Here is a 20,352-nt window from a genome sequence, read left to right as displayed (position 1 = left end):
GCCGCCATCCGGGGTCAGCCGGGCTGGACCGCTTTTCGCTGCTGCCTCGGCAACAGGTTGTCCTCGCGCAGCCGCTGGCTGATCACCTGGGAGATGCCGTCGCCCTTCATGGTGACGCCGTACAGCGCGTCGGCCGACTCCATGGTCAGCTTCTGGTGGGTGATCACGATCAGCTGGGAGCTCTCCCGCAGCTCCTCCATGATGCCGATCAGCCGGCGCAGGTTGGTCTCGTCCAGCGCCGCCTCGACCTCGTCCATCACATAGAACGGGCTCGGCCGGGCCTTGAAGATCGAGACCAGCAGCGCCACCGCCGTGAGCGAGCGCTCGCCGCCGGACAGCAGCGAGAGCCGCTTGACCTTCTTGCCCGGCGGCCTGGCCTCCACCTCGACCCCGGTGGTCAGCATGTTCTCCGGGTCGGTCAGGACCAGCCGCCCCTCCCCGCCCGGGAAGAGCCGCGAGAACACTCCCTCGAACTGCGCCGCCGTGTCGTGGTACGCCGAGGTGAACAGCTGCTCGACCCGGGTGTCCACATCGCGAACGATCTCCATCAGGTCGCGCCGGCTCTTCTTGAGGTCGTCGAGCTGCTCCCCCAGGAACTGGTGCCGCTCCTCCAGCGCCGCGAACTCCTCCAGCGCCAGCGGGTTCACCTTGCCGAGCTGCTGGTACGCCTTCTCGGCAGCCCGCAGCCGCTTCTCCTGCTCGGCCCGGACGTAGGGCGTGGCCTCACCCGGCTCCTGTCCTTCCTCGGGCACCCCGGGCGGGACGAGCTGGTCGGGTCCGTACGAGGCGAGCAGTTCCTCGCCCTCGATGCCGAACTCCTCCAGCGCCTTGGCCTCCAGCTGCTCGATCCGCAGCCGCTTCTCCGCCCGCAGCACCTCGTCGCGATGGCCCGCGTCGACCAGCCTGTCCAGCTCGGCCTTGAGTTCGCGGCCGTGCTCGCGGCCGGCCCGCAGCTCGGTCTCGCGTTCGGCGCGGGTCTGCTCGGCCTCGGTGCGCTCGGCGTCCGCGCGGGCGAGCGAGATCTCCAGGCAGGACAGCAGCTGCCGGGCCCCGCCGGCGACCGCGGTCGCCACCTCGGCGTCGTGCCGGGCTCGCTCCCGGCGCTCCGCCGCCCGGGCCCGGGCCTCGCGCTCGGCCCGCGCGGCGCGGTCGAGCTGGTCCGCCCGCCCGGCCAGGCCGCGGACCCGCTCCTCGTGCGTACGCACCGAGAGCCTGGCCTCCATCTCGGCCTGCCTGGCCTGGGCCGAGGCGGCGGCCAGCTGGTCACGCCGCTCACCGTCCGGCTCGTCCTCGCCCGACTCGGCCAGCTCCTCTGCCACGGCCAGCCGCTCCGCCAACTCCTCTGCCGCCTGGAGGGCTTGGGCCAGCCCGTCCTCCGCCTTGGCGGCCGCCGCCGTGAGCCGCTCGGCCTCGCCCGCCGCCGCCCTGGCCTGGCCCCCGAGGCGGCCGAGCGCACCGGCGGTCTGCGCGCGCTCCTTCTCGGCCTGCCGCCGGCGCACCGCCAGCTGCTCGACCCCGGCGGCCAGCTCGCGCCGGCGTGCCGTCACCGACTCCAGCTCCTGCGCCAACTGTTCGCAGCGCCCGTCCAGTTGCTCGATCCCGGCGGCCGCCTCGGCCACCGCCGCCTGGGTCTCCAGCAGGCTCGGCGCCCCCGCCGAGCCGCCCTGTGCGAACCCGCTGCCGAGCAGGTCGCCCTCGGCCGTCACGGCCACCAACTCAGGCCGCTGGGCAAGCAGTTGCTGCGCCTCGTCGAGTCCGGCGACCACCACGGTCCGGGCCAGCAGCGCGCCCACGGCCGGCATCAGCTCGGCCGGCCCGTCCACCAGAGCGGCCGCCCAGAGCAGCCCGTCCCCCCGGTCGGCGGGCGGAGCGGCCGCGCCCGCGATCAGCAAGGCCGCGCGCCCGGCGTCCTCCTTACGGAGCATCCGCAGGGCCTGCGCGGCGGTGTCCACACCGTCCACGGCGACGGCGTCCGCAGCCGCGCCCAATGCCGCGGCCAACGCCACCTCGTGCCCCGGCGTGACTCGCAGCAGCTGCGCCGCCGGGCCGAGCAGCCCGGCGAGGCGGTCGCCCGCCGCGAGCAGCGCGCCGCTGCCGTCCTTACGACGCAGCCCGAGCGCCAGTGCCTCATGACGGGCGGTCAGCCCGGCCCGCTCCCGCTCGGCCGCGCCCAGCGTGTCGCGAACGGCGGCCAGCGAACGCTCCGCCTCGGCGAGCGCCGCACGGGCCTGCTCGTGGGCCGCGTCCACCTCCTCGTCACCGGCTTCCAGGCCGTCCACCTGGTCCTGGAGCTGCTGGTACTCCTGCTGTGCGGCCTCGGCCCGCAGCAGCGCCTCGTCCCGGGCCTCGGCCAGCCGCCCGATCTCGGCCTGGGCGCTCGACGTCCTGGACCTGGCCGCGGCGGCCTGCCCCTGCAGCCGGGCCAGGCCCTCGCGCCGGTCCGCGATGGCCCGGGCCGCCGCCTTGAGCCGCCCCTCTTCCTGGGTCAGCTCCCGCTCCAGCTCGGCCCGCTGCTCGACGGCCTCGGCCAGCGCGTACTGCGCCTCCTCCAGTGCCTCGGCCAGCGCGGCCTCCTCCTCGCGGACCCGCTCCGCCTCCCGCTCCAGCTCCTCGGGGTCGCGCCCGCGGCGCTCGTCCCCCTGCAGACCACCGAGCGCGTGCCGCACCCTCGCCTCGGCGAGGCCGATCGTGCCCCTGGTCCGCTCGACAAGGGCCGACAGCTGGTACCAGGTCTGCCGTACCGCCTCCAGCCGTGGCCCGAGCTGCTGCACCTGGGCCTCCAGTACGGCCTCGCGCTGCTGGGCCTTGGCCAGCTCCTGCTCGACGGTGGAGCGGCGCAGCCGTAGCGCGAGCTCGTCGGCGACCTCGGCCTCGACGGCCCGGCGCAGGGTGAGCAGGTCGTCGGCGAGCAGCCGCAGCCGGGCGTCGCGCAGGTCGGCCTGGATGCCGGCGGCCCGGCGGGCGATCTTGGCCTGGCGGCCGAGCGGGCCGAGCTGGCGGCGGAGTTCGGCCACCAGGTCCTGGACGCGGTTGAGGTTGGCCTGCATCGCGTCCAGCTTCCGCAGCGCCTTCTCCTTGCGCTTGCGGTGCTTGAGGACGCCCGCAGCCTCCTCGATGAAGGCACGCCGCCCCATCGGGTCGGCCTGCAGCACCGAGTCGAGCTGCCCCTGGCCGACGATCACGTGCATCTCGCGGCCGATGCCGGAGTCGGAGAGCAGCTCCTGGATGTCGAGCAGCCGGCAGGTGTCCCCGTTGAGGGCGTACTCGCTGCCGCCGTTGCGGAACATCGTCCGGGTGATGGTCACCTCGGCGTAGTCGATGGGCAGCGCGCCGTCGGAGTTGTCGATGGTGAGGCTGACCTCGGCCCGGCCGAGCGGCGCGCGGCCGCTCGTCCCGGCGAAGATGACGTCCTCCATCTTGCCGCCGCGCAGCGACTTGGCACCCTGCTCCCCCATCACCCAGGAGAGCGCGTCGACGACGTTGGACTTGCCGGAGCCGTTCGGCCCGACCACGCAGGTGATGCCCGGCTCGAAGCGCAGGGTGGTGGCGGAGGCGAAGGACTTGAACCCGCGCAGCGTCAGACTCTTCAGATGCACGCGCCCGTCCTCCTGGCCTCGGCGTCTCCCGTCGGCCGACTCTAACCGGCCACGCGTACAAGGAGCCGTCAGGCGGCGGTTTGACCACGCCGGAGGAAGGGCAGCCTCAACTGCAAAGGGTCTCGGACACGACGAAGGGACGCCACGCTGGGCGTCCCTCGGAAGCTGCGACCCTACGGAAAGCTTCAGTGCGCAGCAGCGTCGATCTACGAGGATCGGGTCCGGATCAGGTGAGTGCGGGCTCCCGCTGATCCATCTCGATGCTGCTGAGCAGCGAGTGCTCGTCAGCGACAGCGGTGAGAGCGTCGTTCTCGGCCTGCATCCGGCTGAGCTCGGACTCCAGGTCCTGGACGCGCTGCTGAAGCCGTCGCATCTCGGAAAGCATTCGCGGGTCGGGGCCGCCGACGTACCCGAGAAGCGCCTTTGCCATGATGAATGGTCCTCCACGCTGAGTGACCGAACCGGTGCGGTATGGGTCTAGGGGGAAGGGGTGTACGCACCCGTCGACGGGCCGGAAGTGCCGACTGGGCACTACGGGACAGCCGTTGTGAGCTGGGCCCACGACGACATGACCCTGCCGGGAGAACGCAGATTGGTGCGCGGGCTTTCAGCGTCTCACCAAAGACGGTACGGGTCAACACGATCACCGCACGCTACCGCGCGCCTGTCACCTGCATGGCGGGATGGACACACCATGGGCCGGGCGGGCCGTCGAGTCAGATGGATCACTGCTCGCTGCGGAGTCAACCACGAGTCTGCCCAGAAGGCAACCGTACGACACCGGCAGTTGCCCGAGGCCTGTCAGGCCCAGCCGATCAGCGGATCGCGAAGCTCTCGTAGCCGTCGCCGGTGGCGCTCCAGATCTCGGTGACACCGGTGACGACGCCGGGAGTGCCCGGGCCGCGCAGCAGGGCGAGCAGCTGTTCGCAGTCGGCGTGCAGGCCCTCGGCGACCACCTGGACCCGGCCGTCGCCGAGGTTGCTCGTATAGCCGGTCAGACCTATCTCCAGCGCGCGGGCCCGCGTCCACCAGCGGAAACCCACCTCCTGGACGCGGCCGCGGACCCAGGCGGTGACGCGTACGGGTTGGGTGCTGTCGTGACCGTGCATGGGTCGACGATAGTGGGCGCTCCTCGACGCTTTCCCTACTGGCCCGGTGCGATTGCCGTACAGTCCTTGCGCAACAGCACCAGGCGGGCTCGGGCTCGGAGGGGGCGCGGTAGCGATGGGTCGACACGCGGCGAGGCAGCGGGCGGGCTCTGTACGGCGCCGGACGGGCGGTGCGCTGGCCCTGTGCTGCACGGCGCTGGCCGCCGGAGCGGGCGGGGTGGTGCTGAAGGCGCTCCCCTTATCGCCGACGTCCTCGCAGCCCACGGTGATCGCGGACGGACCGCTCCCCCAGCTCTCACCGGCCACCGCGGCCGACACCACCTCGGCCCCGCAGCCCGTACGCCGCGAGACCTCCTCCCCGGCGGCTTCGCCCACGCCGGTACGCACCGCGCCCTCGCCGGTGGCGGCCGACCGGGGCGAGACCCGCAGCCCGCTGGCGACGGCCACGCCGTCGGCCGTCGCCTCCACCGTCGCGACGGTACGGCCCGCCGTCCGCAAGGCGACGCAGGCGGCGGCCGTGCTGGCCCTCGTCAATCAGGAGCGCGCGAAAGCCGGCTGCGCGCCCCTCGCCGCGGACCCGCGCCTGGACACACTGGCCACCGCGTTCAGCGACGACATGGCGGCGCGTGACTTCTTCAGCCACACCGACCCCGACGGCCGCACCCCCTGGGACCGCGCCAAGACCGCATCCATCGGCTACCTGGGCGGCGAGAACATCGCCCGCGGCCAGCGCACCCCCGAGGAGGTCATGGCCGCCTGGATGAACAGCCCCGGCCACCGGGCCAACATCCTCAACTGCCACTACACCAAGCTCGGCGTCGGCGTGCACGAGGGCACGGGCGGGCCGTGGTGGACGCAGGACTTCGGCTTCTGAGGACGTCCGCCGGGCAGGTGAGGCAGCCGGCCGACCACAGAGGCGATCATGATCGATCGGCCGCCTCCTGGGCAGAGCTTCCAAGGCGTCTACGACCCGTTCAATCGGCGGTCGGGCCCTGGCGGTCCCATCCCGGGGCGTTGATCTGCAGGGAGAGCTCGCGGGTGGCGGCCTCCTGACCGCAGGTGCGGCAGGTCCAGGCGGCGTCGAGCGGATGCGGCTCATGGCCGGTGGGGGCGTGGTTCACGGTGACCGGGTGGTCGGGGAGCAGCCAGCGGTCCCCCCAGGCGAGCAACGCCTGGGTGACGGGCGCCAGATCCCGGCCGGCCTCGGTGAGGTGGTACTCGTAGCGCAGCGGACGCTCGCTGTACGGCCGGCGCTCGACCACGCCCGCCTCTTCCAGTGCGCGCAGCCGCGCGGTGAGGCGATCACGAGGCGCGCCGGTGTTCTGGACGATCCGCTCGAAGCGGTGGTTGCCGTAGAAGAGCTCCCGCACCGCGAGCAGGGCCCATTTCTCGCCGAGGATCTGCAGCGCGGCGGCGATCGAGCATGGGCGGCCGGGGATGCCGACGGTGGCGTGCGAGGTCACGGCACCAGCCTGCCATAGAGGGTTGCGAAATCAAACTGACCCGCACTACCGTGCTGCGGCATGAAGACAGTTGGAAATCCAAACTCACTGACCGAGCAGGCCGACCCCCCTCGCCTCCCCCGCGCGGTCCTCCTGGTGGTGGCCGCCGCGGTCTTCGTCTCCAACCTCGACCTGTTCATCGTGAACGTCGCGCTGCCCGCCATGGGTGAGCACTACGCGGGCAGCAGCCTCGCCTCGCTCTCCTGGGTGCTCAACGGCTACGCGATCGTCTTCGCCGCGCTGCTGGTGGCCGCCGGACGGCTGGCCGACCGGGTGGGCCACCGGGGCGGATTCCTGACCGGGCTCGCGGTATTCACCCTCGCGTCCGTGCTCTGCGCACTCGCCCCGGGCGTCGGCTGGCTGGTCGCCGCTCGCGTGCTCCAGGCAACGGGCGCGGCCCTGCTGATGCCCACCTCGCTGGCACTGCTGCTGGACGCCACCGCGCCCGCCCGACGCCCCGGCGCCGTCCGGGCCTGGGCCTCGATCGGCGGGATCGCCGCCGGGCTCGGGCCGGTGCTCGGCGGGCTGCTGGTCGAGGCGGACTGGCGGTGGGTCTTCCTGGCCAACGTCCCGGTCGGCGTCGCCGCCTTCGCCGCCGGGCTCCGTGTCCTGCCGCGCCCGCGCACCGTGGAGGCCGGCCCGCTGCCGGACCTGCTCGGCGCCGCACTGCTCACCGCGGCGGTCGCGGCCCTGGCCGTCGGGCTGGTCAAGGCCGACGCCTGGGGCTGGGGATCGGGCCGGGTGGCCGGAAGCCTACTGGCCTCGGCCGTGCTGACCGGCTGCTTCCTGTACCGCTCCGCCCGCCACCCCGCGCCGATCGTCGAGCTGCCGCTGCTACGGGTGCCTACCTTCGCCGCCGCCAACGCCGCCGCACTGCTCTTCACCGTGGCGTTCGCCGGGATGCTGCTGACCTCGGTGCTCTGGTGCCAGCAGATCTGGGGCTACTCGGCGCTGCGCACCGGTCTCGCGATCGCACCCGGCCCCCTGCTGGTGCCGCCGATCACGATGGCGAGCGGTCGGCTCGTCCAGCGGCTCGGCGCCGGCCGCACCGCCGCCCTCGGCACCCTCTGCTTCGCCGCCGGGATCGGGTGCTGGGCCGCCACCATCGGCACCACGCCCGCGTACGCCGCCGAACTCCTGCCCGGGATGCTGCTCACCGGCGCGGGCGTCGGCCTCACGCTGCCCACCCTGATCGGCGCGGCGGCCGCCGCTCTGCCGCCCACCCGTTTCGCCACCGGCTCGGCCGTGACCACCATGAGCCGCCAGATCGGGGCGGTGATCGGGGTGGCCGTGGTGGTCAGCGTCCTCGGGACCCCGCGGACGGCCGGCGCAGCGCTCGACGCCTTCCGGCACGGCTGGGCGGTGGTGATCGCCGCGACCCTGCTGGCCACCGGGGCGGGGTTGGTGCTGGCTCGCGCGCAGCGCGGCGGCGGCCTGCGCTGAGGGCAACCCACTGCTTAGAGGCTCCGCCAGTAGGCACAGCGCCAGCCAGAACAGGGGCGCGGGGAACTGCGCGAGACGGAAGAGCCTTCCGAATTCGCGCAGTTCCCCGCGCCCCTGGTGGTCGGCCCGACTCGTACAGGTCGGTCAGAAGCCGCCGAAGTCTCCGCCGCCGCCACCGAAGTCGCCGCCACCGCCACCGTCGAATCCGCCGAAGTCGGAGGAGTTGAAGTCCCCTCCGGAGACGTCGCCGCCCTCGTAGCCGTTGTCGTAACTCCCCGAGTCGGCCGCGTAGGCCGAGCCGGGCGAGGCGATGACCGAGCCGAGCATGGTGCCCACCAGCAGGCCGGGCAGCAGGCTCGAACCGAAGTAGCCGCCGGCCCACGGGCTGTACGCCGGCCCCGCGTTCCAGTAAGGCTGCTGACCGTGCTCGGTCTGGACGGTGCGGATGTCCGGCTCCTGGCCGCTCGCCAGCCGGACGGCGTCCGCCGCGCAGACCGGGACGGTGCGCTGGGCGCCGCCCGCCGGGGCCCAGTCGGCGTCCTGGGTGGACGGACCGTGGCGCGGGTCGAAGAAGCACGGCGGGCGCCGGTCCGGCAGTGGCTGCTTCTCGCGGCGGGCCGCCAGGGTGGCCAGTGCGAACCGGCCGTCGGCCAGCGCCTCGGTGACCGCCGTGACGTCCGCGGGCTGCTTCGCCGCCTCGATGGTCTGCTTGGCCCGCTCGTAGGAGTCCAACGCGTGGGTGTAGTCGGCCCGCTGGGCGTCGTCCGCATCGGCAGCGCCGGGGCTGAAGTCGAGCCGGTCCAACTCCTCGCCGAAGGCGGTGATGTCCTCGTCGACCACCGTACGCAGCTGCGCGAGCTCGACGCGGCGCTGCTCCTCCTTGCGCTTCTTCGCCCGGCGGAACAGCAGGAACACACCGCCGCCCGCCAGCGCCAGCAGGGCGAGCGGGACGATGATCGCGGCTGCGCCGACCCCGCCCCCGCTCCCGCCGTCGGAGGACACGCCGTGGCCCTTGACCTGCCCGGCCGCCTGGCCGACGAAGTCGTTGACCGTCCCGTTGATGTCGCCCGGGTGCGAGCGCGCGGCCGCGCCCGCGAGGTTGGACGCGGCGGAGACCGGGAGGGCGGCCCGGTCCGAGAAGGCCCTGAACTCCTCACCGCGCCAGATCGCGTAGACGCCGACCACGCCGACCCTGGTCCGGATGTCCCGCGCGACGGTGGCGGCCGGGTACTGCTCGCTGCTCGGGACCACCGCAACGAAGATCGGCTTGTCGGCCTTCTTGATCTTGTCGGCCAGGTCGGCCGCCTGGGCCTGCGAGAACCGGCCGGTCATCGCCGGGTCGACGTACACCTGCCCCTGCTTCAGGGCCGCCGAGGCCTCGTCGACACCACCCGCGGCCGAGGCGGCGGGCGCCAGCAGGAGCAGCAGTCCCAGCAGCGCCGCCAGCAGGGCAGCGAGCGCGGTCGCCGGGGAGCGGCGAAGAACAGTTCTCATGGGACAGACGCTACCTGGCCCGCTCCCCGAACGGACCATCCCCCGGGCGGGACGGTCCCCGCCGATCGGAATCCCCTCACCTCCTCCCGACGGGTGACTCTCCCCCGTACCGCCGAGGCATAGGCTTGCCGGACCTGTACCGCAAGATCCGATCGGAGCACTTGGTGATCATCGGCCTCGTCACCGCCGTCGCGGCGTCCGCCTGCTACGGCACCGGCTCGGTTCTGCAGGCCGTCGGCTCCCGCCGCTCGGCCCGCGAGGAGGCGGCGGCCCGGGGCAGTGCGGCAGGTGTCACCGAGCACGGCGGCCCGAGCCTCTCGTCCACCGCCAAGGCGGCTGTGACCTGGGAGTTCATCCTCGGTACGGTGCTCGATCTGATCGGCTTCGGGCTGGGCGCGCTGGCCGCGCGACTGCTGCCGCTCTTCCTCTCCCAGACCATCATCAGCGCCAACCTGGTGATCACCGCCGTGCTCAGCATCAAGCTGCTCGGCATCCGTCTCAAGCGGCCGGAGTGGGCCTCGATCGCCGTGCTGTGCGCGGCGCTGATCATGCTCGCCGTGGCCGCGGGGCCCGAGGGCGGGCACCATGTCGCGATGGCGGTGCACTGGTGGCTGCTGGGCATCTCGGTCGTGCTGATCGCTGGCGGCAGCCTGATCGTCCGACGGCTGGGTGCGAGCGGGGCGATCGTGGCCGGTCTGCTCTCCGGTCTCGGCTTCGGCGCGCTGGGCGTCGGCGTCCGGATCCTTAACGGGCTCGACCCCTTCTCGCTCGGGCAGTTGCTCGGCGACCCGGCGCTCTACGCGATCCTGGTCGGCGGCCTCGGTGGGATGTACCTGCACACCGTCGCCCTGCAGATCGGCTCGGTGAACGGCGCGACGGCCGCGCTGGTGGTCGGCGAGACGGTCGTGCCGGGTGCGGTGGGCGTGCTGTGGCTCGGCGACTCCTCGCGGCCCGGGCTGGGCTGGCTGGCGGCGATCGGCTTCGTGCTCGCGGTGGTCAGCGCGGTCGGTGTGGCCTACTTCGGCTCCGAGGAGATCGAGGAGCACGGCGCCCAGCCCAAGGTCCCCGAACCGGCCCACCGGTAGCCCCATCCGGGCGCTCGCCCAGCCATGCACGAGCCAAGCGGCCGGCCGACTCTCGGGTATCAGGCCGGCCATGCACTACCCCAGGGGCGCGTGGGGGCACCTCCCGGCCGAAGGCTGGGGGAGAACTGCGCGAAACGGAAGAGTGCGGCGCCGACTCTCCCGGACTCGCGCAGTTCCCCGCGCCTCTAAAAAGGCTGGCCGACTGCCTGCGGAGGGCTAGCGGATGCGGGGCGCGCGCTGGCAGCGGGGGCAGAAGTAGCTGGAGCGGTTCATCCAGGCGACCCGGCGGATCGGGGTGCCGCAGCGGCGGCAGGGTTCGCCCTCGCGGCCGTAGGCGTCCAGGTCGCGGGAGAAGTAGCCGCTCTCGCCGTTCACGTTGACGTAGAGGCTGTCGAAGCTGGTGCCGCCGACGGCGAGCGCGGCGCTCATCACCTCGCGGGCGTGCTGCAGCAGCAGCGCGGCCTGCGGACGGGTCAGCGTCGCGGTGGGCCGCTCGTGGTGGAGCTTGGCACGCCAGAGCGATTCGTCGGCGTAGATGTTGCCGACGCCGCTGATCAGGGTCTGGTCGAGGAGCGCCCGCTTGACGGTGGTCCGCTTGGCCCGCAGCGAGGATATGAAGGCCGCGTCGTCGAAGCGCGGGTCCAGCGGGTCGCGGGCGATGTGCGCGATGGAGACCGGGGTGGCCTCGGGGTCCTCGGGCTCGGCCTCCTCGACGGCCAGGCCGCCGAAGGTCCGCTGGTCGACGAAGCGGAGCTCACCCGCGCCGTCGGTGAAACGGAGCCGGACCCGCAGATGGGTCTCGTCGGGCACCGAAGGGTCCTGGACGAGCAGCTGCCCGCTCATCCCGAGGTGGCCGACCATCGAGAAGCCGGAGTCGAGCGGGACCCAGAGGTACTTGCCGCGCCGCTGGGCCTCGCCGAGGGTCCTGCCGGTCAGCCGGGCGGCGAAGTCCGCCGCGCCTCCGGGCTGGCGGCGAACCGCGCGGGGGTGCAGCACCTGCACCTCGGCGACGGTCCGGCCGGCGACCCAGCGGGCCAGGCCGCGCCGGACCACCTCTACCTCGGGAAGCTCCGGCACGTCGGGCCTCAGCCGGCCGAGCCGGGCAGGTTGTCGGCGTACTTGGCCTTGATCGCCCGCCAGGCGCTCTCCGCGGCCTTCTGCTCGGCTTCCTTCTTCGAGCGGCCACTGCCGTGCCCGAAGTCCTCGCCGGCCACCCGGGCCGCGGCGTTGAAGGTCTTCTCGTGGTCGGGGCCGGACTCGGCGACCACGTACTCCGGCACTCCGATGCCCACCGAGGCGGTGAGCTCCTGGAGGCTGGTCTTCCAGTCCAGACCGGCGCCCAGCTGCGAGGACTCCTCGATCAGCGGGTCGAACAGGCGGTGGACGAACTCGGTGGCGGCGTCCAGCCCCTGGTCCAGGTAGATGGCGCCGATCACGGCCTCGACGGTGTCGGCGAGGATCGACGACTTGTCGCGGCCACCGGTCCCCTCCTCACCCTTGCCGAGCCGGATGAAGGTGCCGAGCTCAAGGCCTCGGCCGACCTCGGCGAGCGCGCGGGAGTTCACCACCGCGGCGCGCAGCTTGGCGAGCGTGCCCTCGGCGACATCCGGGTGGATGCGGTAGAGGGTGTCGGTCACCACCAGACCCAGCACCGAGTCGCCGAGGAACTCCAGGCGCTCATTGGTGGGCAGCCCGCCGTTCTCGTAGGCGTAGCTGCGGTGGGTCAGAGCACGCACCAGAAGGGCGCGCTCGAGTACGTACCCGAGGCGCCCTTCCAGGACGTCGTATTCGGTCGAAGCCGGCCCGCCGGCCTTGGCCCCGTTGGCTGGAGCCGACTTGCGGGAAGAGTTGCTCTCCGACATCGATCCGTACACCCTGCCGATCAGACCGAGAGGACCTGGCGACGGTTGTACGTGCCGCAGCTCGGGCACGCGATGTGACCCAGCTTCGGCTCGTGGCAGCGGTCGCACGCCACGAGGGCCGGAACGACGGCCTTCCAGTTGGAACGGCGGTGGCGCGTGTTGCTGCGCGACATCTTCCGCTTCGGAACAGCCACGGCTACTTCTCCTGGTTCTCGGCGAGACCCTCACGGGTACCGCTGTTCTTGATTCCGTCACCCTCGTCGCCGGGGGCGGCGGAGAGTCCCTGCAGAGCCGCCCACCTGGGGTCAGCGGCGTCGTGGTGGTGCGTCGGGTCGTCGCTCAGGCGCGCTCCGCACTCGGAGCACAGGCCCAGGCAGTCTTCCTGGCACACCGGCTGCAGCGGAAGTGCGAGCACCACCGCGTCACGCAGCACCGGCTGGAGGTCGAAGAAATCGCCCTCCAGGCGGTAAGTCTCTTCCTCGGAGTCCTCGTCGAGGTCCTCGGCCCCGGCCGTCCGGCCGCGGTGACGCTCGTCGGACTCCGGGTAGTAGTACAGCTCCTGGAAGTCCACCTCGAGGTCGTCCTCGACGGGCTCCAGGCAGCGTACGCACTCGCCCTCGACGTGGACCTCGGCGGTGCCCGTCACGAGCACGCCCTCGACCACGGACTCCAGGCGGAGCTCCAGCTCGATCTCGCTCTTCTCCGGCACGCCGATCACGTCGATGATCCCGAGGTCCGCGGGGGCCTCCAGGGTCCTGGACACCTTTCGCATCGAACCGGGGCGACGGCCGAGCTCATGCGTGTCGAACACGAGCGGGTCGCGGTGGTCGAGGCGGTTCAAGGTGTCCTGACTTCCTGATGGCGGCACGCATCCCTGCGTGGCGCGAAATGGTTCGTACGATGTGCGGCACCGCGCCGTTGGCTGTCGAGCGGGCAGCCGGACAGCCCCAGCGCTGAACAGGCCGGAGTGGTCAGACTACCGGAGAGTCCAGCCAGGCCCAACTTCAGCCGCCCTCAGCGCCCGCCGAGCTCCCGCAGGCGGGTCATGTCGATCATGCTGGTGTCGAAGAAGCTTGTCTCGTCCAGACCGGCCTGCTGCGGCACGTGCGGCTGCTGCGGCTGCTGCGGGTAGCCGTAGGCGTCGTACTGCTGCTCCTGGTAGGGCTGCTGCTGGGCGTACTGCTGCGGGACCCCGTACGGGTCGTGCAGCGGGGCCTCCTGGCCCTGGTACGCCTGCTGGTAGCCGTACTGGTTGCCGTACGGGTCGGTCTGCGGCTGCCCGGCCGGGTCGTAGCCGCCCGCGTACACCTCGGCGTACTGCTCGGGCTGCTGTCCCTGGTACTGGGCGGCGGCCGCGTAGGGGTCCTCGCCCGGGGCCTGCCAGCCGGCCGCGACCGGGGTCTGCTCGGGCCAGCTCTGCTGCTGCGGCACCTCGGCCCGGTACCAGGGCTGCTCCTCGCCCTCGTCGGCGAAACCGGCGGCGACGGCCTCGGCGCGGTCCTTGAGCTGCTGAGCCTCGTCGGCCGCGGCCAGGTAGGCACCCAGGTCGTCGATCGGGGCCTTGCCCAGGAGCTTGTCGCGGCCCTTGCCGACGGCCTCAAGGGTCTTGCTGAGCACCGTCTCCAGGGTGGCGAGCTTCACATCGACGTACTCGTCGACCTCGGGGCTCGGGGTGCTGCGCGGCTGGAACTCCTCGCCGTCGGCGAGGCCGTCCTGGTCCTGCTCGAAGACGCTCGCGTCGCCGCGCAGCTTGTGCCGGCCGCGGCCGACCGCTCCGAGGGTCTTGGTGAGCACGACCTCGAAGTTGGCCAGCTTGCTGTCGACGTAGTCGTCGGCCTCGGCGCGCTTGGTCTGCACCTCGGTGCGGGCCTCGGCGAGGATCCGGTCGGCCTCCGCCTGGGCGCGGCGGACGACCTCGGTGTCAGAGATCAGGGAACCGCGCTCGCTGTGCGCGCCCTGGATGATCTGCTCGGCCTGGGCCTGGGCGTCGGCGACCACCTGCTCGTGATCGGCCATCACCGACTGGGCCTGGGCGAGTTCAGCGGGCAGGGCGTCGCGGAGATCCTGGAGGAGGCCGACCAGCTCGGCCCGGTTCACCACGCAGGACGCCGACATGGGCATCGAGCGGGCGTTCTCCACCGCCGCGACGATCGCGTCGAGTCTGTTCTGCACGTCCACGGGCGCTTCAGTCTTTCCGTGTGCCGCCGAGGTGCGGCGGAGGCAGTCCCGGCGGCGCGGCATCGCCGTCGGGCAGGACTACAGACTGTACGGCCACTGCGGCCACAGCTCACAACGCCCGAGGCCGTCCGGCCATCCGAGAGGGGTACAGGATGTGACAGTTCGACAGGAAGTGTCCGTTTACGCCCCGCGCTCGGCGATCCGCTCCACCAGCCGCTGGTTCACCAGCTCGGGCAGCAGGTGGGAGACATCTCCGCCGTACGAGGCGACCTCCTTGACCAGACTGGAGGAGAGGAAACTGTACGTCGGCGAGGTCGGCACGAAAAGCGTCTCGACACCGGTGAGTCCGTGGTTCATCTGGGCCATCTGGAGCTCGTAGTCGAAGTCGCTGACCGCGCGCAGGCCCTTGATGATCGCCGGGATGCCGCGGTCCCGGCAGAAGTCCACCAGCAGGCCGGCGTGCGACTCGACCTCGATGTTGCCGTACTGGGCGGTGGTCTCCTCGATGAGCCGGATGCGCTCCTCGATGGTGAACATGCCCTGCTTGTTCTTGTTGATCAGCACCGCGACATGGACGACGTCGTACAGCTTCGACGCACGCCCGATGATGTCGAGGTGGCCGTTGGTGATGGGGTCGAAGGACCCCGGACAGACGGCGCGGCGCATGGCGTGGACTCCCTTGTGGGGTGTGCGGTGCTACGGCGGTGCTACGAGTGTTGATCAACCTCGGTGGCGGCGCGACCGTACCAGAGGGTGCCCTCGCCGTACCGGCGTGAGCGCAGCACTTCGAAGCCCTCGGGCCAGCCGAACTCGCCGCCTCGAGTGCTGCGTTCCACGGTGACGAGTGCGTCGTCCGTGATCCAGCCCCCGGCCAGGAGTGTGATCAGCATCTCCCGCACCTCGTCGTCCGTCACGGCGTACGGCGGGTCGAGAAACACCAGGTCGTACGGGGTTTCGGGGGCTCGCCCGGCGATCACCCGCTCGGCCCGCTCGGCCCGGACCTCGACGCCCGGCAGGTTCACCGTGCGGACGTTCTCGCGGATGGTGCGGGCCGCACTCGCGTCCGACTCGACCAGCAGGACGTGTGCGGCGCCCCGGGAGAGCGCCTCGAGGCCCACGGCGCCGGAGCCGCCGAAGAGGTCGAGCATCCGGGCCCCGTGGATCGTCCCGCGGAGGGCTTCCAGCGTGGAGAACATCGCCTCCCGCGCCTTGTCGGAGGTCGGGCGGGTGGTCCGGCCTGGCGGCACGGCCAGGCGGCGGCCGCCGGCCGCCCCGGCGATCACGCGGGTCATGCGGGGGTTTCCTTTCGTGGGGCGCCCACCAAGCTATCCCTGCAGTAAGGGCGAACCAAACAGGGGCTCGGGGAACTGCGCGAGGCGGAAGGTGACCGGCCGGAGCCTTCCGCTGCGCGCAGTTCCCCGCGCCCCTGTGGTTACCCGAGTGCGCATGCCCCCCGAGCCCTGCGGGAGCTGCCCCTGCGATTTCGGCGAGCCAGGCAGGGGCGCGGGGAACTGCGCGACCAACCCTCTACGGAGGTGCATGGTCGGCAGCGCAGTTCCCCGCGCCCCTTTCAGTGGTTATCCCTTACTCGGTGGGGCTTGCCCCCAGGAGGGCCGGGGAGGCGTAGCGGGACCAGGAGAGGCAGCCGTCGGGCGGGCAGTACTCCGGGCGGCGCGGGTCGTGGCCCAGCTCGCGGAGCTTGGTGCGGACGGAGTCGGGCGTACGGCCGAAGCGGGCGGCGATCCGGGCGACGGTCTCGTTCTCGTGGAAGCGCCGGACCAGCTCCTCCTCGTGCTGCGGCACCCAGGGGGCGCCGTGTCCGGGGTAGAGCTCGCGCAGCACGTCGCGGTCGGGAATGGGCTCGGAGACGTCGGCGACGATCGCCAGCGCCCGCAGCGCGCGGTTGAGCGCGATCCGCAGCGAGGCGACGTCCTCCACCGGCAGCCGCAGCTTGCCGGACGCGAGCGGGCTGGCGGCCGCACCCTCGCGCCAGCCGGTCAGGGTGAGGGTGATTTCGCGGTCGTCCTCGCTGGCGAGCTCGATCCGGAAGATCTTGTCGCCGAGCGGGAGCTCGTTGAGATGACGAAATGCCATGGCAGGACCCCCAAGTGTCGCGCCAGGAACGCACCTTGGGGGTGCGCCCTGAACACCTTCATTCTCTCGTGGGGCACTGACAATTAACGGATCGTCAGCCCTTCTCCAAGTACTCCGCGCGGTCCTCGTCGAGCAGGCTGTCGAGGGCGGTCTTGAGCTCCGGGTGCCGGGCGAGGTCCGGGTCCTCGGCGACCAGCTGGGCGGCCTCCTCGCGGGCGGTCGCGATCACCTCCTCGTCGTCCAGGACGGAGAGCACCTTGAGCGAGGACTTCACGCCCGACTGCGCCTGGCCGAGCACGTCGCCCTCGCGGCGCTGTTCGAGGTCGATCCGGGAGAGCTCGAAGCCGTCCAATGTCCCGGCGACGGCGTCCAGCCGGGCGCGGGCCGAGCTGCCGGCCGGCATGTCGCTGACCAGCAGGCAGAGTCCGGGCGCGCTGCCCCGGCCGACCCGGCCGCGCAGCTGGTGCAACTGGGAGACGCCGAAGCGGTCCGCGTCCATGATGACCATCACGGTGGAGTTGGGGACGTTGACGCCGACCTCGATCACGGTGGTGGCGACCAGCACGTCCACCTCCCCCGCCGCGAAGCGCTTCATCACGTCGTCCTTGGCGTCGGGCGTGAGCCGCCCGTGCAGGATCTCCACCCGAAGCCCGGCCAGCGGGCCCTTGGTGAGCATCTCGGCGGTCTCCACGACGGCCAGCGGGGGCCGTCTGTCGTCACTCGACGCGCCCAGGTCCTCGGGGTCGTCGGGCATCGCCTTGCGCTTCTTCTTCCCTTCCTCCGGTTCGTCGCCGATCCGGGGGCAGACCACGTACGCCTGGTGGCCCTTGCCGACCTCCTCGCGGACCCGTTCCCAGGCGCGGGCAAGGAAGTTGGGCTTCTCCACGGCGGGCACCACATGGCTGGAGATCGGCGAGCGGCCCGCCGGGAGCTGGTCGAGGACCGAGGTCTCCAGGTCACCGAAGACGGTCATCGCGACGGTCCGCGGGATCGGCGTCGCGGTCATCACCAGGAGGTGCGGCGGCTGCTCGCCCTTGGCCCGGAGCGCGTCGCGCTGCTCGACGCCGAAGCGGTGCTGCTCGTCCACCACCACCAGTCCGAGGTCCTGGAACTGCACCTTGTCCTCGATCAGGGCATGGGTGCCGATGGCGATGCCCGCGTCGCCGCAGGCCATGTCGAGCAGCGCCTGGCGCCGGACCGGGACGCCCATCGAACCGGTGAGCAGCACGACCTTCGTCCCGATGTCCGAGCCGCCGAGCATGCCGCCCTCGGCCAAGTCCCCCATCATCTCGACGATCGAGCGGTGGTGCTGCTGGGCCAGCACCTCGGTGGGCGCGAGCAGGACGGCCTGCCCGCCCGCGTCGACGACCGTTAGCATCGCCCGCAGGGCGACCAGCGTCTTTCCGCTGCCGACCTCGCCCTGGAGGAGTCGGTGCATCGGGTGGGCGGTCGCCAGGTCGGCGAAGATCTCGGCGGAGACGGACCGTTGCCCCTCCGTCAGGGTGAACGGCAGCCGGGCGTCGAAGGCTTCGAGCAGACCGCCGGGGCGGGACGGGCGGGGAACCGCGGGCAGGGCGGAGTCGGCGGCGCGGCGCTGTGCGAGGGCGACCTGGAGGACGAAGGCCTCGTCCCAGCGCAGCCGGCTCTGGGCCAGTTCGCGGTCGGCCTGGCTGCGCGGGCGGTGGATCAGTTCGAGGGCCTCGGGCAGCGGGATCAGCCGGTGCTTCTCGCGCAGCTCCTCGGGGAGCGGCTCGCCGACGTCGCCGAGGTGCTTGGTGAGCGCCGTCTCGATGCAGATCGACAGCTTCCAGCTGGGCATCTGGGCGCTGGCCGGGTAGACCGGGATGAGCCGGCCCGCGAACTGCTGGGCGGCCCCCGAATCGGCCTCCTCGTCCAGCAGTTGGTAGTCCGGCGAGGCCAGCTGGCGGGTGCGGTTGAAGAGACCGACCTTGCCCGCGAAGAGCCCCTGGGCGCCCGGCCGGAGGTCCTTCTGCCGCCAGCCCTGGTTGAAGAAGACCAGGCTGAGCCGGCCCCGGCCGTCGGTGACCACGACCTCCAGACGGTCGCCCTTGCGCGCCTTGAAGGGGATCAGCGTGACCTTCTCGATCCGCGCGAGCACCGTGACGTGCTCGTCGACCTCGAGGTCGTCGAGGCTGGTGAGCTGGCCGCGTTCGACGTACCGGCGGGGGTAGTGGTGCAGCAGGTCGCCGACCGTACGCAGCTTGAGGCTGTCGGCCAGCACCTTCGCGGTGCGGTCGCCGACGAGCTTGGTCAGTGGTTCATCGAGAGCGCCCATCGGAACCTATTGGACACCACCCGGGTGACAAATCACTCGACCCCGATGAGCAGCGGTGCCGCTTCCTGGCCGCCCTGGAAGACCACCGTGTCGACCTCCGGGCGCTGCTTGCGGGCGTGCGCGACCAACTGCTCGGCCAGCCGGGCGGGTACGCCCTCGCCCAGGACCAGGGTGACCAGCTCGCCGCCGGCCGCGAGCATCCGGGACAGGACGACGGCACCGGTCTCGGCGAGGTCGGCGCCGATCACGGCCACGTCGCCGTCGATCAGGCCGAGGACGTCCCCGGCCTGGCAGACCCCGGCCATGGTCCAGGACTCCCCCTCGGCGACGGCGAGTTCGGCGTAGCGGGTGGCCCCGGCGGCGGAGGTCATGGCGACCACGTCCTCGTCGAAGCGGCGCGAGCCCTCGTGCACGGCCAGCGCCGCGAGGCCCTGGATGGGCGAACGGGTGGGCAGTACGGCGATGCGTACGCCCTCCTCGCGGAGCTGGTCGGCGGCGGCGCCCGCGGCGGCCCGCAGTTCGGGGTCGTTGAGCAGCAGGATCACCTCGTGGGCGGCGCAGCGCCGGACGGCCTCGGCGAGTTCGGCGCTGGCCGGGGGCCGGTCCGGGTCGGCGAGCAGAACGGCGGCGCCGGCCTGCTCGCAGAGTTCGGCGAGCCCGGTGCCGGAGACGACGCTGAGCACGGCCCTGCCCTCCCGTGCCTCCTGCGCGGGCTCCCCGGCGCGGGCGGCCGCCTCGGCGAAGTGGGTGATCCGGATCTGGTAGGGCCGCCCGGCCTCGACCCCGGCCTCGACGGCGGCTCCGGCGTCGTCCACATGGACGTGGACGTTCCACAGGCCGTCGCCGCCGCCGACCACCAGGGAGTCGCCGAGGAGGGCGAGCTTGCCCCTCAGCTTCGGCAGGGCGTCGTCGGGGGCGTCCAGCAGGTAGATCACCTCGAAGGCCGGGTGGCCGGGGCCCGGCGGCCGCTCGTGGCCCTCGCAGCTCTGGAAGGCGCCGAGGTCCGGCAGGCCGAGTTCCTGGCGCAGGGCGACCGGACCCATCGGGGACTGCCCGGAGACCGCGTCCGCGAGCGCGCCGAGGATGGCGACCAGACCTCGCCCGCCGGCGTCCACCACCCCGGCCTCGGCCAGCACGTCGAGCTGCTCGGGGGTGTGCTGCAGTGCCCGCAGGGCGGCCCGGTACGCGGTGTCGGCAGCCTCGGCGAGGCCTCCCGTGCCCTGGGCGGCGGCCTTGGCGGCCTCGGCGGCGACGGTCAGCAGAGTCCCCTCGACGGGCTCGGCGACGGCCTGGTAGGCGGATTCCGCGGCCCTCAGCAGCGCCTTGCGGAAGGTGGCGGGCTCACCTCCCTGGGCGAGTACCTCGGCCATGCCGCGGAGCAGCTGGGCCAGGATCACGCCCGAGTTGCCCCGGGCGCCGATCAGCGCTCCCCTGGCCATCGCGGTCATCGCGGCGGCAAGGTCGGTTCCCGGGTCCTCGGTGAAGCAGCGCTCGAGGGCGACGGCCGCGGACTCCACGGTCAGGTAGAGGTTGGTGCCGGTGTCGCCGTCCGGTACGGGGTACACGTTGAGCGCGTCGATCTCCTCGCGGGCCTGGCCGAGGGCGGTCAGGGCCAGCCTGCACCAGGTGCGGACGGTCGGAGCGTCGAACGTGTCCAGCACCAGGTCTCCTCCGGATGAACGCCACAGGAACG

General features: G+C 72.4%; 18 protein-coding genes. 3 read left to right on the top strand and 15 right to left on the bottom strand.

Going from position 1 to position 20,352, the window contains the following annotated elements; translation table 11 throughout:
• Nucleotides 1–14: 14 nt before the first annotated feature.
• The 3 genes from smc to FB465_RS23830 all read right to left on the bottom strand — a co-directional run bounded on the left by smc (nucleotide 15) and on the right by FB465_RS23830 (nucleotide 4,705).
• Entirely contained in the window at nucleotides 15–3,596 is a 3,582-nt protein-coding gene (smc, locus tag FB465_RS23840) for a chromosome segregation protein SMC (RefSeq protein ID WP_145793658.1), read from the bottom strand.
• A gap of 226 nt (nucleotides 3,597–3,822) precedes the next feature.
• Complete coding sequence (locus FB465_RS23835; RefSeq protein ID WP_145793655.1) at nucleotides 3,823–4,026, bottom strand: hypothetical protein; 204 nt, start codon at nucleotides 4,024–4,026, stop codon at nucleotides 3,823–3,825.
• A 385-nt stretch (nucleotides 4,027–4,411) separates the two neighbouring features.
• Nucleotides 4,412–4,705, bottom strand: coding sequence for an acylphosphatase (locus FB465_RS23830; RefSeq protein ID WP_145793653.1), 294 nt, complete (start codon nucleotides 4,703–4,705; stop codon nucleotides 4,412–4,414).
• A 115-nt stretch (nucleotides 4,706–4,820) separates the two neighbouring features.
• Between FB465_RS23830 and FB465_RS23825 the strand changes: the two genes are divergently transcribed.
• Complete coding sequence (locus FB465_RS23825; protein WP_145793650.1) at nucleotides 4,821–5,579, top strand: CAP domain-containing protein; 759 nt, start codon at nucleotides 4,821–4,823, stop codon at nucleotides 5,577–5,579.
• A 100-nt stretch (nucleotides 5,580–5,679) separates the two neighbouring features.
• On the opposite strand, the gene FB465_RS23820 is transcribed toward FB465_RS23825, so the two are convergent.
• Nucleotides 5,680–6,168 (bottom strand): winged helix-turn-helix transcriptional regulator, encoded by a 489-nt coding sequence (locus FB465_RS23820; RefSeq protein ID WP_246192806.1) that lies wholly within the window; start codon nucleotides 6,166–6,168, stop codon nucleotides 5,680–5,682.
• Between the two features lie 60 nt (nucleotides 6,169–6,228).
• On the opposite strand from FB465_RS23820, the gene FB465_RS23815 reads away from it, so the two are divergent.
• Entirely contained in the window at nucleotides 6,229–7,650 is a 1,422-nt protein-coding gene (locus tag FB465_RS23815; RefSeq protein ID WP_145793647.1) for an MFS transporter, read from the top strand.
• Between the two features lie 144 nt (nucleotides 7,651–7,794).
• Here FB465_RS23815 and FB465_RS23810 read toward each other — a convergent pair whose 3' ends face one another.
• The gene (locus tag FB465_RS23810; RefSeq protein ID WP_145793644.1) at nucleotides 7,795–9,144 is read right to left on the bottom strand and encodes a hypothetical protein; all 1,350 of its coding nucleotides are present in this window, start codon (nucleotides 9,142–9,144) and stop codon (nucleotides 7,795–7,797) included.
• 164 nt (nucleotides 9,145–9,308) lie between these two features.
• Between FB465_RS23810 and FB465_RS23805 the strand changes: the two genes are divergently transcribed.
• Nucleotides 9,309–10,229, top strand: coding sequence for a DMT family protein (locus FB465_RS23805; RefSeq protein ID WP_145793642.1), 921 nt, complete (start codon nucleotides 9,309–9,311; stop codon nucleotides 10,227–10,229).
• Between the two features lie 216 nt (nucleotides 10,230–10,445).
• Here FB465_RS23805 and mutM read toward each other — a convergent pair whose 3' ends face one another.
• The 10 genes from mutM to FB465_RS23755 all read right to left on the bottom strand — a co-directional run bounded on the left by mutM (nucleotide 10,446) and on the right by FB465_RS23755 (nucleotide 20,320).
• Nucleotides 10,446–11,306, bottom strand: coding sequence for a bifunctional DNA-formamidopyrimidine glycosylase/DNA-(apurinic or apyrimidinic site) lyase (mutM, locus tag FB465_RS23800; protein WP_145793639.1), 861 nt, complete (start codon nucleotides 11,304–11,306; stop codon nucleotides 10,446–10,448).
• 8 nt (nucleotides 11,307–11,314) lie between these two features.
• The gene (gene rnc, locus FB465_RS23795) at nucleotides 11,315–12,091 is read right to left on the bottom strand and encodes a ribonuclease III (RefSeq protein WP_145793638.1); all 777 of its coding nucleotides are present in this window, start codon (nucleotides 12,089–12,091) and stop codon (nucleotides 11,315–11,317) included.
• A gap of 20 nt (nucleotides 12,092–12,111) precedes the next feature.
• Entirely contained in the window at nucleotides 12,112–12,285 is a 174-nt protein-coding gene (gene rpmF, locus FB465_RS23790; protein ID WP_030056747.1) for a 50S ribosomal protein L32, read from the bottom strand.
• A 2-nt stretch (nucleotides 12,286–12,287) separates the two neighbouring features.
• Complete coding sequence (locus tag FB465_RS23785; RefSeq protein WP_145793635.1) at nucleotides 12,288–12,932, bottom strand: YceD family protein; 645 nt, start codon at nucleotides 12,930–12,932, stop codon at nucleotides 12,288–12,290.
• Nucleotides 12,933–13,105: 173 nt separating this feature from the next.
• Nucleotides 13,106–14,269: a F0F1 ATP synthase subunit B family protein gene (locus FB465_RS23780; protein ID WP_145793633.1), complete on the bottom strand. Its 1,164-nt coding sequence runs from the start codon at nucleotides 14,267–14,269 to the stop codon at nucleotides 13,106–13,108.
• A 180-nt stretch (nucleotides 14,270–14,449) separates the two neighbouring features.
• Complete coding sequence (coaD, locus tag FB465_RS23775) at nucleotides 14,450–14,935, bottom strand: pantetheine-phosphate adenylyltransferase (RefSeq protein WP_145793630.1); 486 nt, start codon at nucleotides 14,933–14,935, stop codon at nucleotides 14,450–14,452.
• Nucleotides 14,936–14,976: 41 nt separating this feature from the next.
• A complete protein-coding gene (gene rsmD, locus FB465_RS23770) occupies nucleotides 14,977–15,561 on the bottom strand; it encodes a 16S rRNA (guanine(966)-N(2))-methyltransferase RsmD (protein ID WP_145793627.1) in 585 nt (194 codons plus the stop codon).
• Nucleotides 15,562–15,853: 292 nt separating this feature from the next.
• Nucleotides 15,854–16,363: a hypothetical protein gene (locus tag FB465_RS23765; RefSeq protein WP_145793625.1), complete on the bottom strand. Its 510-nt coding sequence runs from the start codon at nucleotides 16,361–16,363 to the stop codon at nucleotides 15,854–15,856.
• A 94-nt stretch (nucleotides 16,364–16,457) separates the two neighbouring features.
• On the bottom strand, nucleotides 16,458–18,659 hold the full coding sequence (gene recG, locus FB465_RS23760; RefSeq protein ID WP_145793622.1) for an ATP-dependent DNA helicase RecG: 2,202 nt from the start codon (nucleotides 18,657–18,659) through the stop codon (nucleotides 16,458–16,460).
• A 32-nt stretch (nucleotides 18,660–18,691) separates the two neighbouring features.
• The gene (locus FB465_RS23755; RefSeq protein WP_246192805.1) at nucleotides 18,692–20,320 is read right to left on the bottom strand and encodes a DAK2 domain-containing protein; all 1,629 of its coding nucleotides are present in this window, start codon (nucleotides 20,318–20,320) and stop codon (nucleotides 18,692–18,694) included.
• Nucleotides 20,321–20,352: the final 32 nt, after the last annotated feature.

This window comes from Kitasatospora atroaurantiaca, assembly GCF_007828955.1.
Taxonomy (GTDB): Bacteria; Actinomycetota; Actinomycetes; order Streptomycetales; family Streptomycetaceae; genus Kitasatospora; species Kitasatospora atroaurantiaca.
The sequence above is the reverse complement of the archived record's forward strand: the minus strand, read 5'-3'. Positions and strand labels throughout refer to the sequence as shown.

Excerpts from the sequence above, each read along its gene's own strand:
- coaD (WP_145793630.1), bottom strand. The coding sequence starts at position 14,935 with ATGCGCCGCGCCGTCTGTCCGGGGTCCTTCGACCCCATCACCAACGGC.
- rsmD (WP_145793627.1), bottom strand. The coding sequence starts at position 15,561 with ATGACCCGCGTGATCGCCGGGGCGGCCGGCGGCCGCCGCCTGGCCGTG.
- FB465_RS23830 (WP_145793653.1), bottom strand. The coding sequence starts at position 4,705 with ATGCACGGTCACGACAGCACCCAACCCGTACGCGTCACCGCCTGGGTC.
- FB465_RS23765 (WP_145793625.1), bottom strand. The coding sequence starts at position 16,363 with ATGGCATTTCGTCATCTCAACGAGCTCCCGCTCGGCGACAAGATCTTC.
- recG (WP_145793622.1), bottom strand. The coding sequence starts at position 18,659 with ATGGGCGCTCTCGATGAACCACTGACCAAGCTCGTCGGCGACCGCACC.
- FB465_RS23810 (WP_145793644.1), bottom strand. The coding sequence starts at position 9,144 with ATGAGAACTGTTCTTCGCCGCTCCCCGGCGACCGCGCTCGCTGCCCTG.
- rnc (WP_145793638.1), bottom strand. The coding sequence starts at position 12,091 with ATGTCGGAGAGCAACTCTTCCCGCAAGTCGGCTCCAGCCAACGGGGCC.
- FB465_RS23815 (WP_145793647.1), top strand. The coding sequence starts at position 6,229 with ATGAAGACAGTTGGAAATCCAAACTCACTGACCGAGCAGGCCGACCCC.
- FB465_RS23825 (WP_145793650.1), top strand. The coding sequence starts at position 4,821 with ATGGGTCGACACGCGGCGAGGCAGCGGGCGGGCTCTGTACGGCGCCGG.
- FB465_RS23835 (WP_145793655.1), bottom strand. The coding sequence starts at position 4,026 with ATGGCAAAGGCGCTTCTCGGGTACGTCGGCGGCCCCGACCCGCGAATG.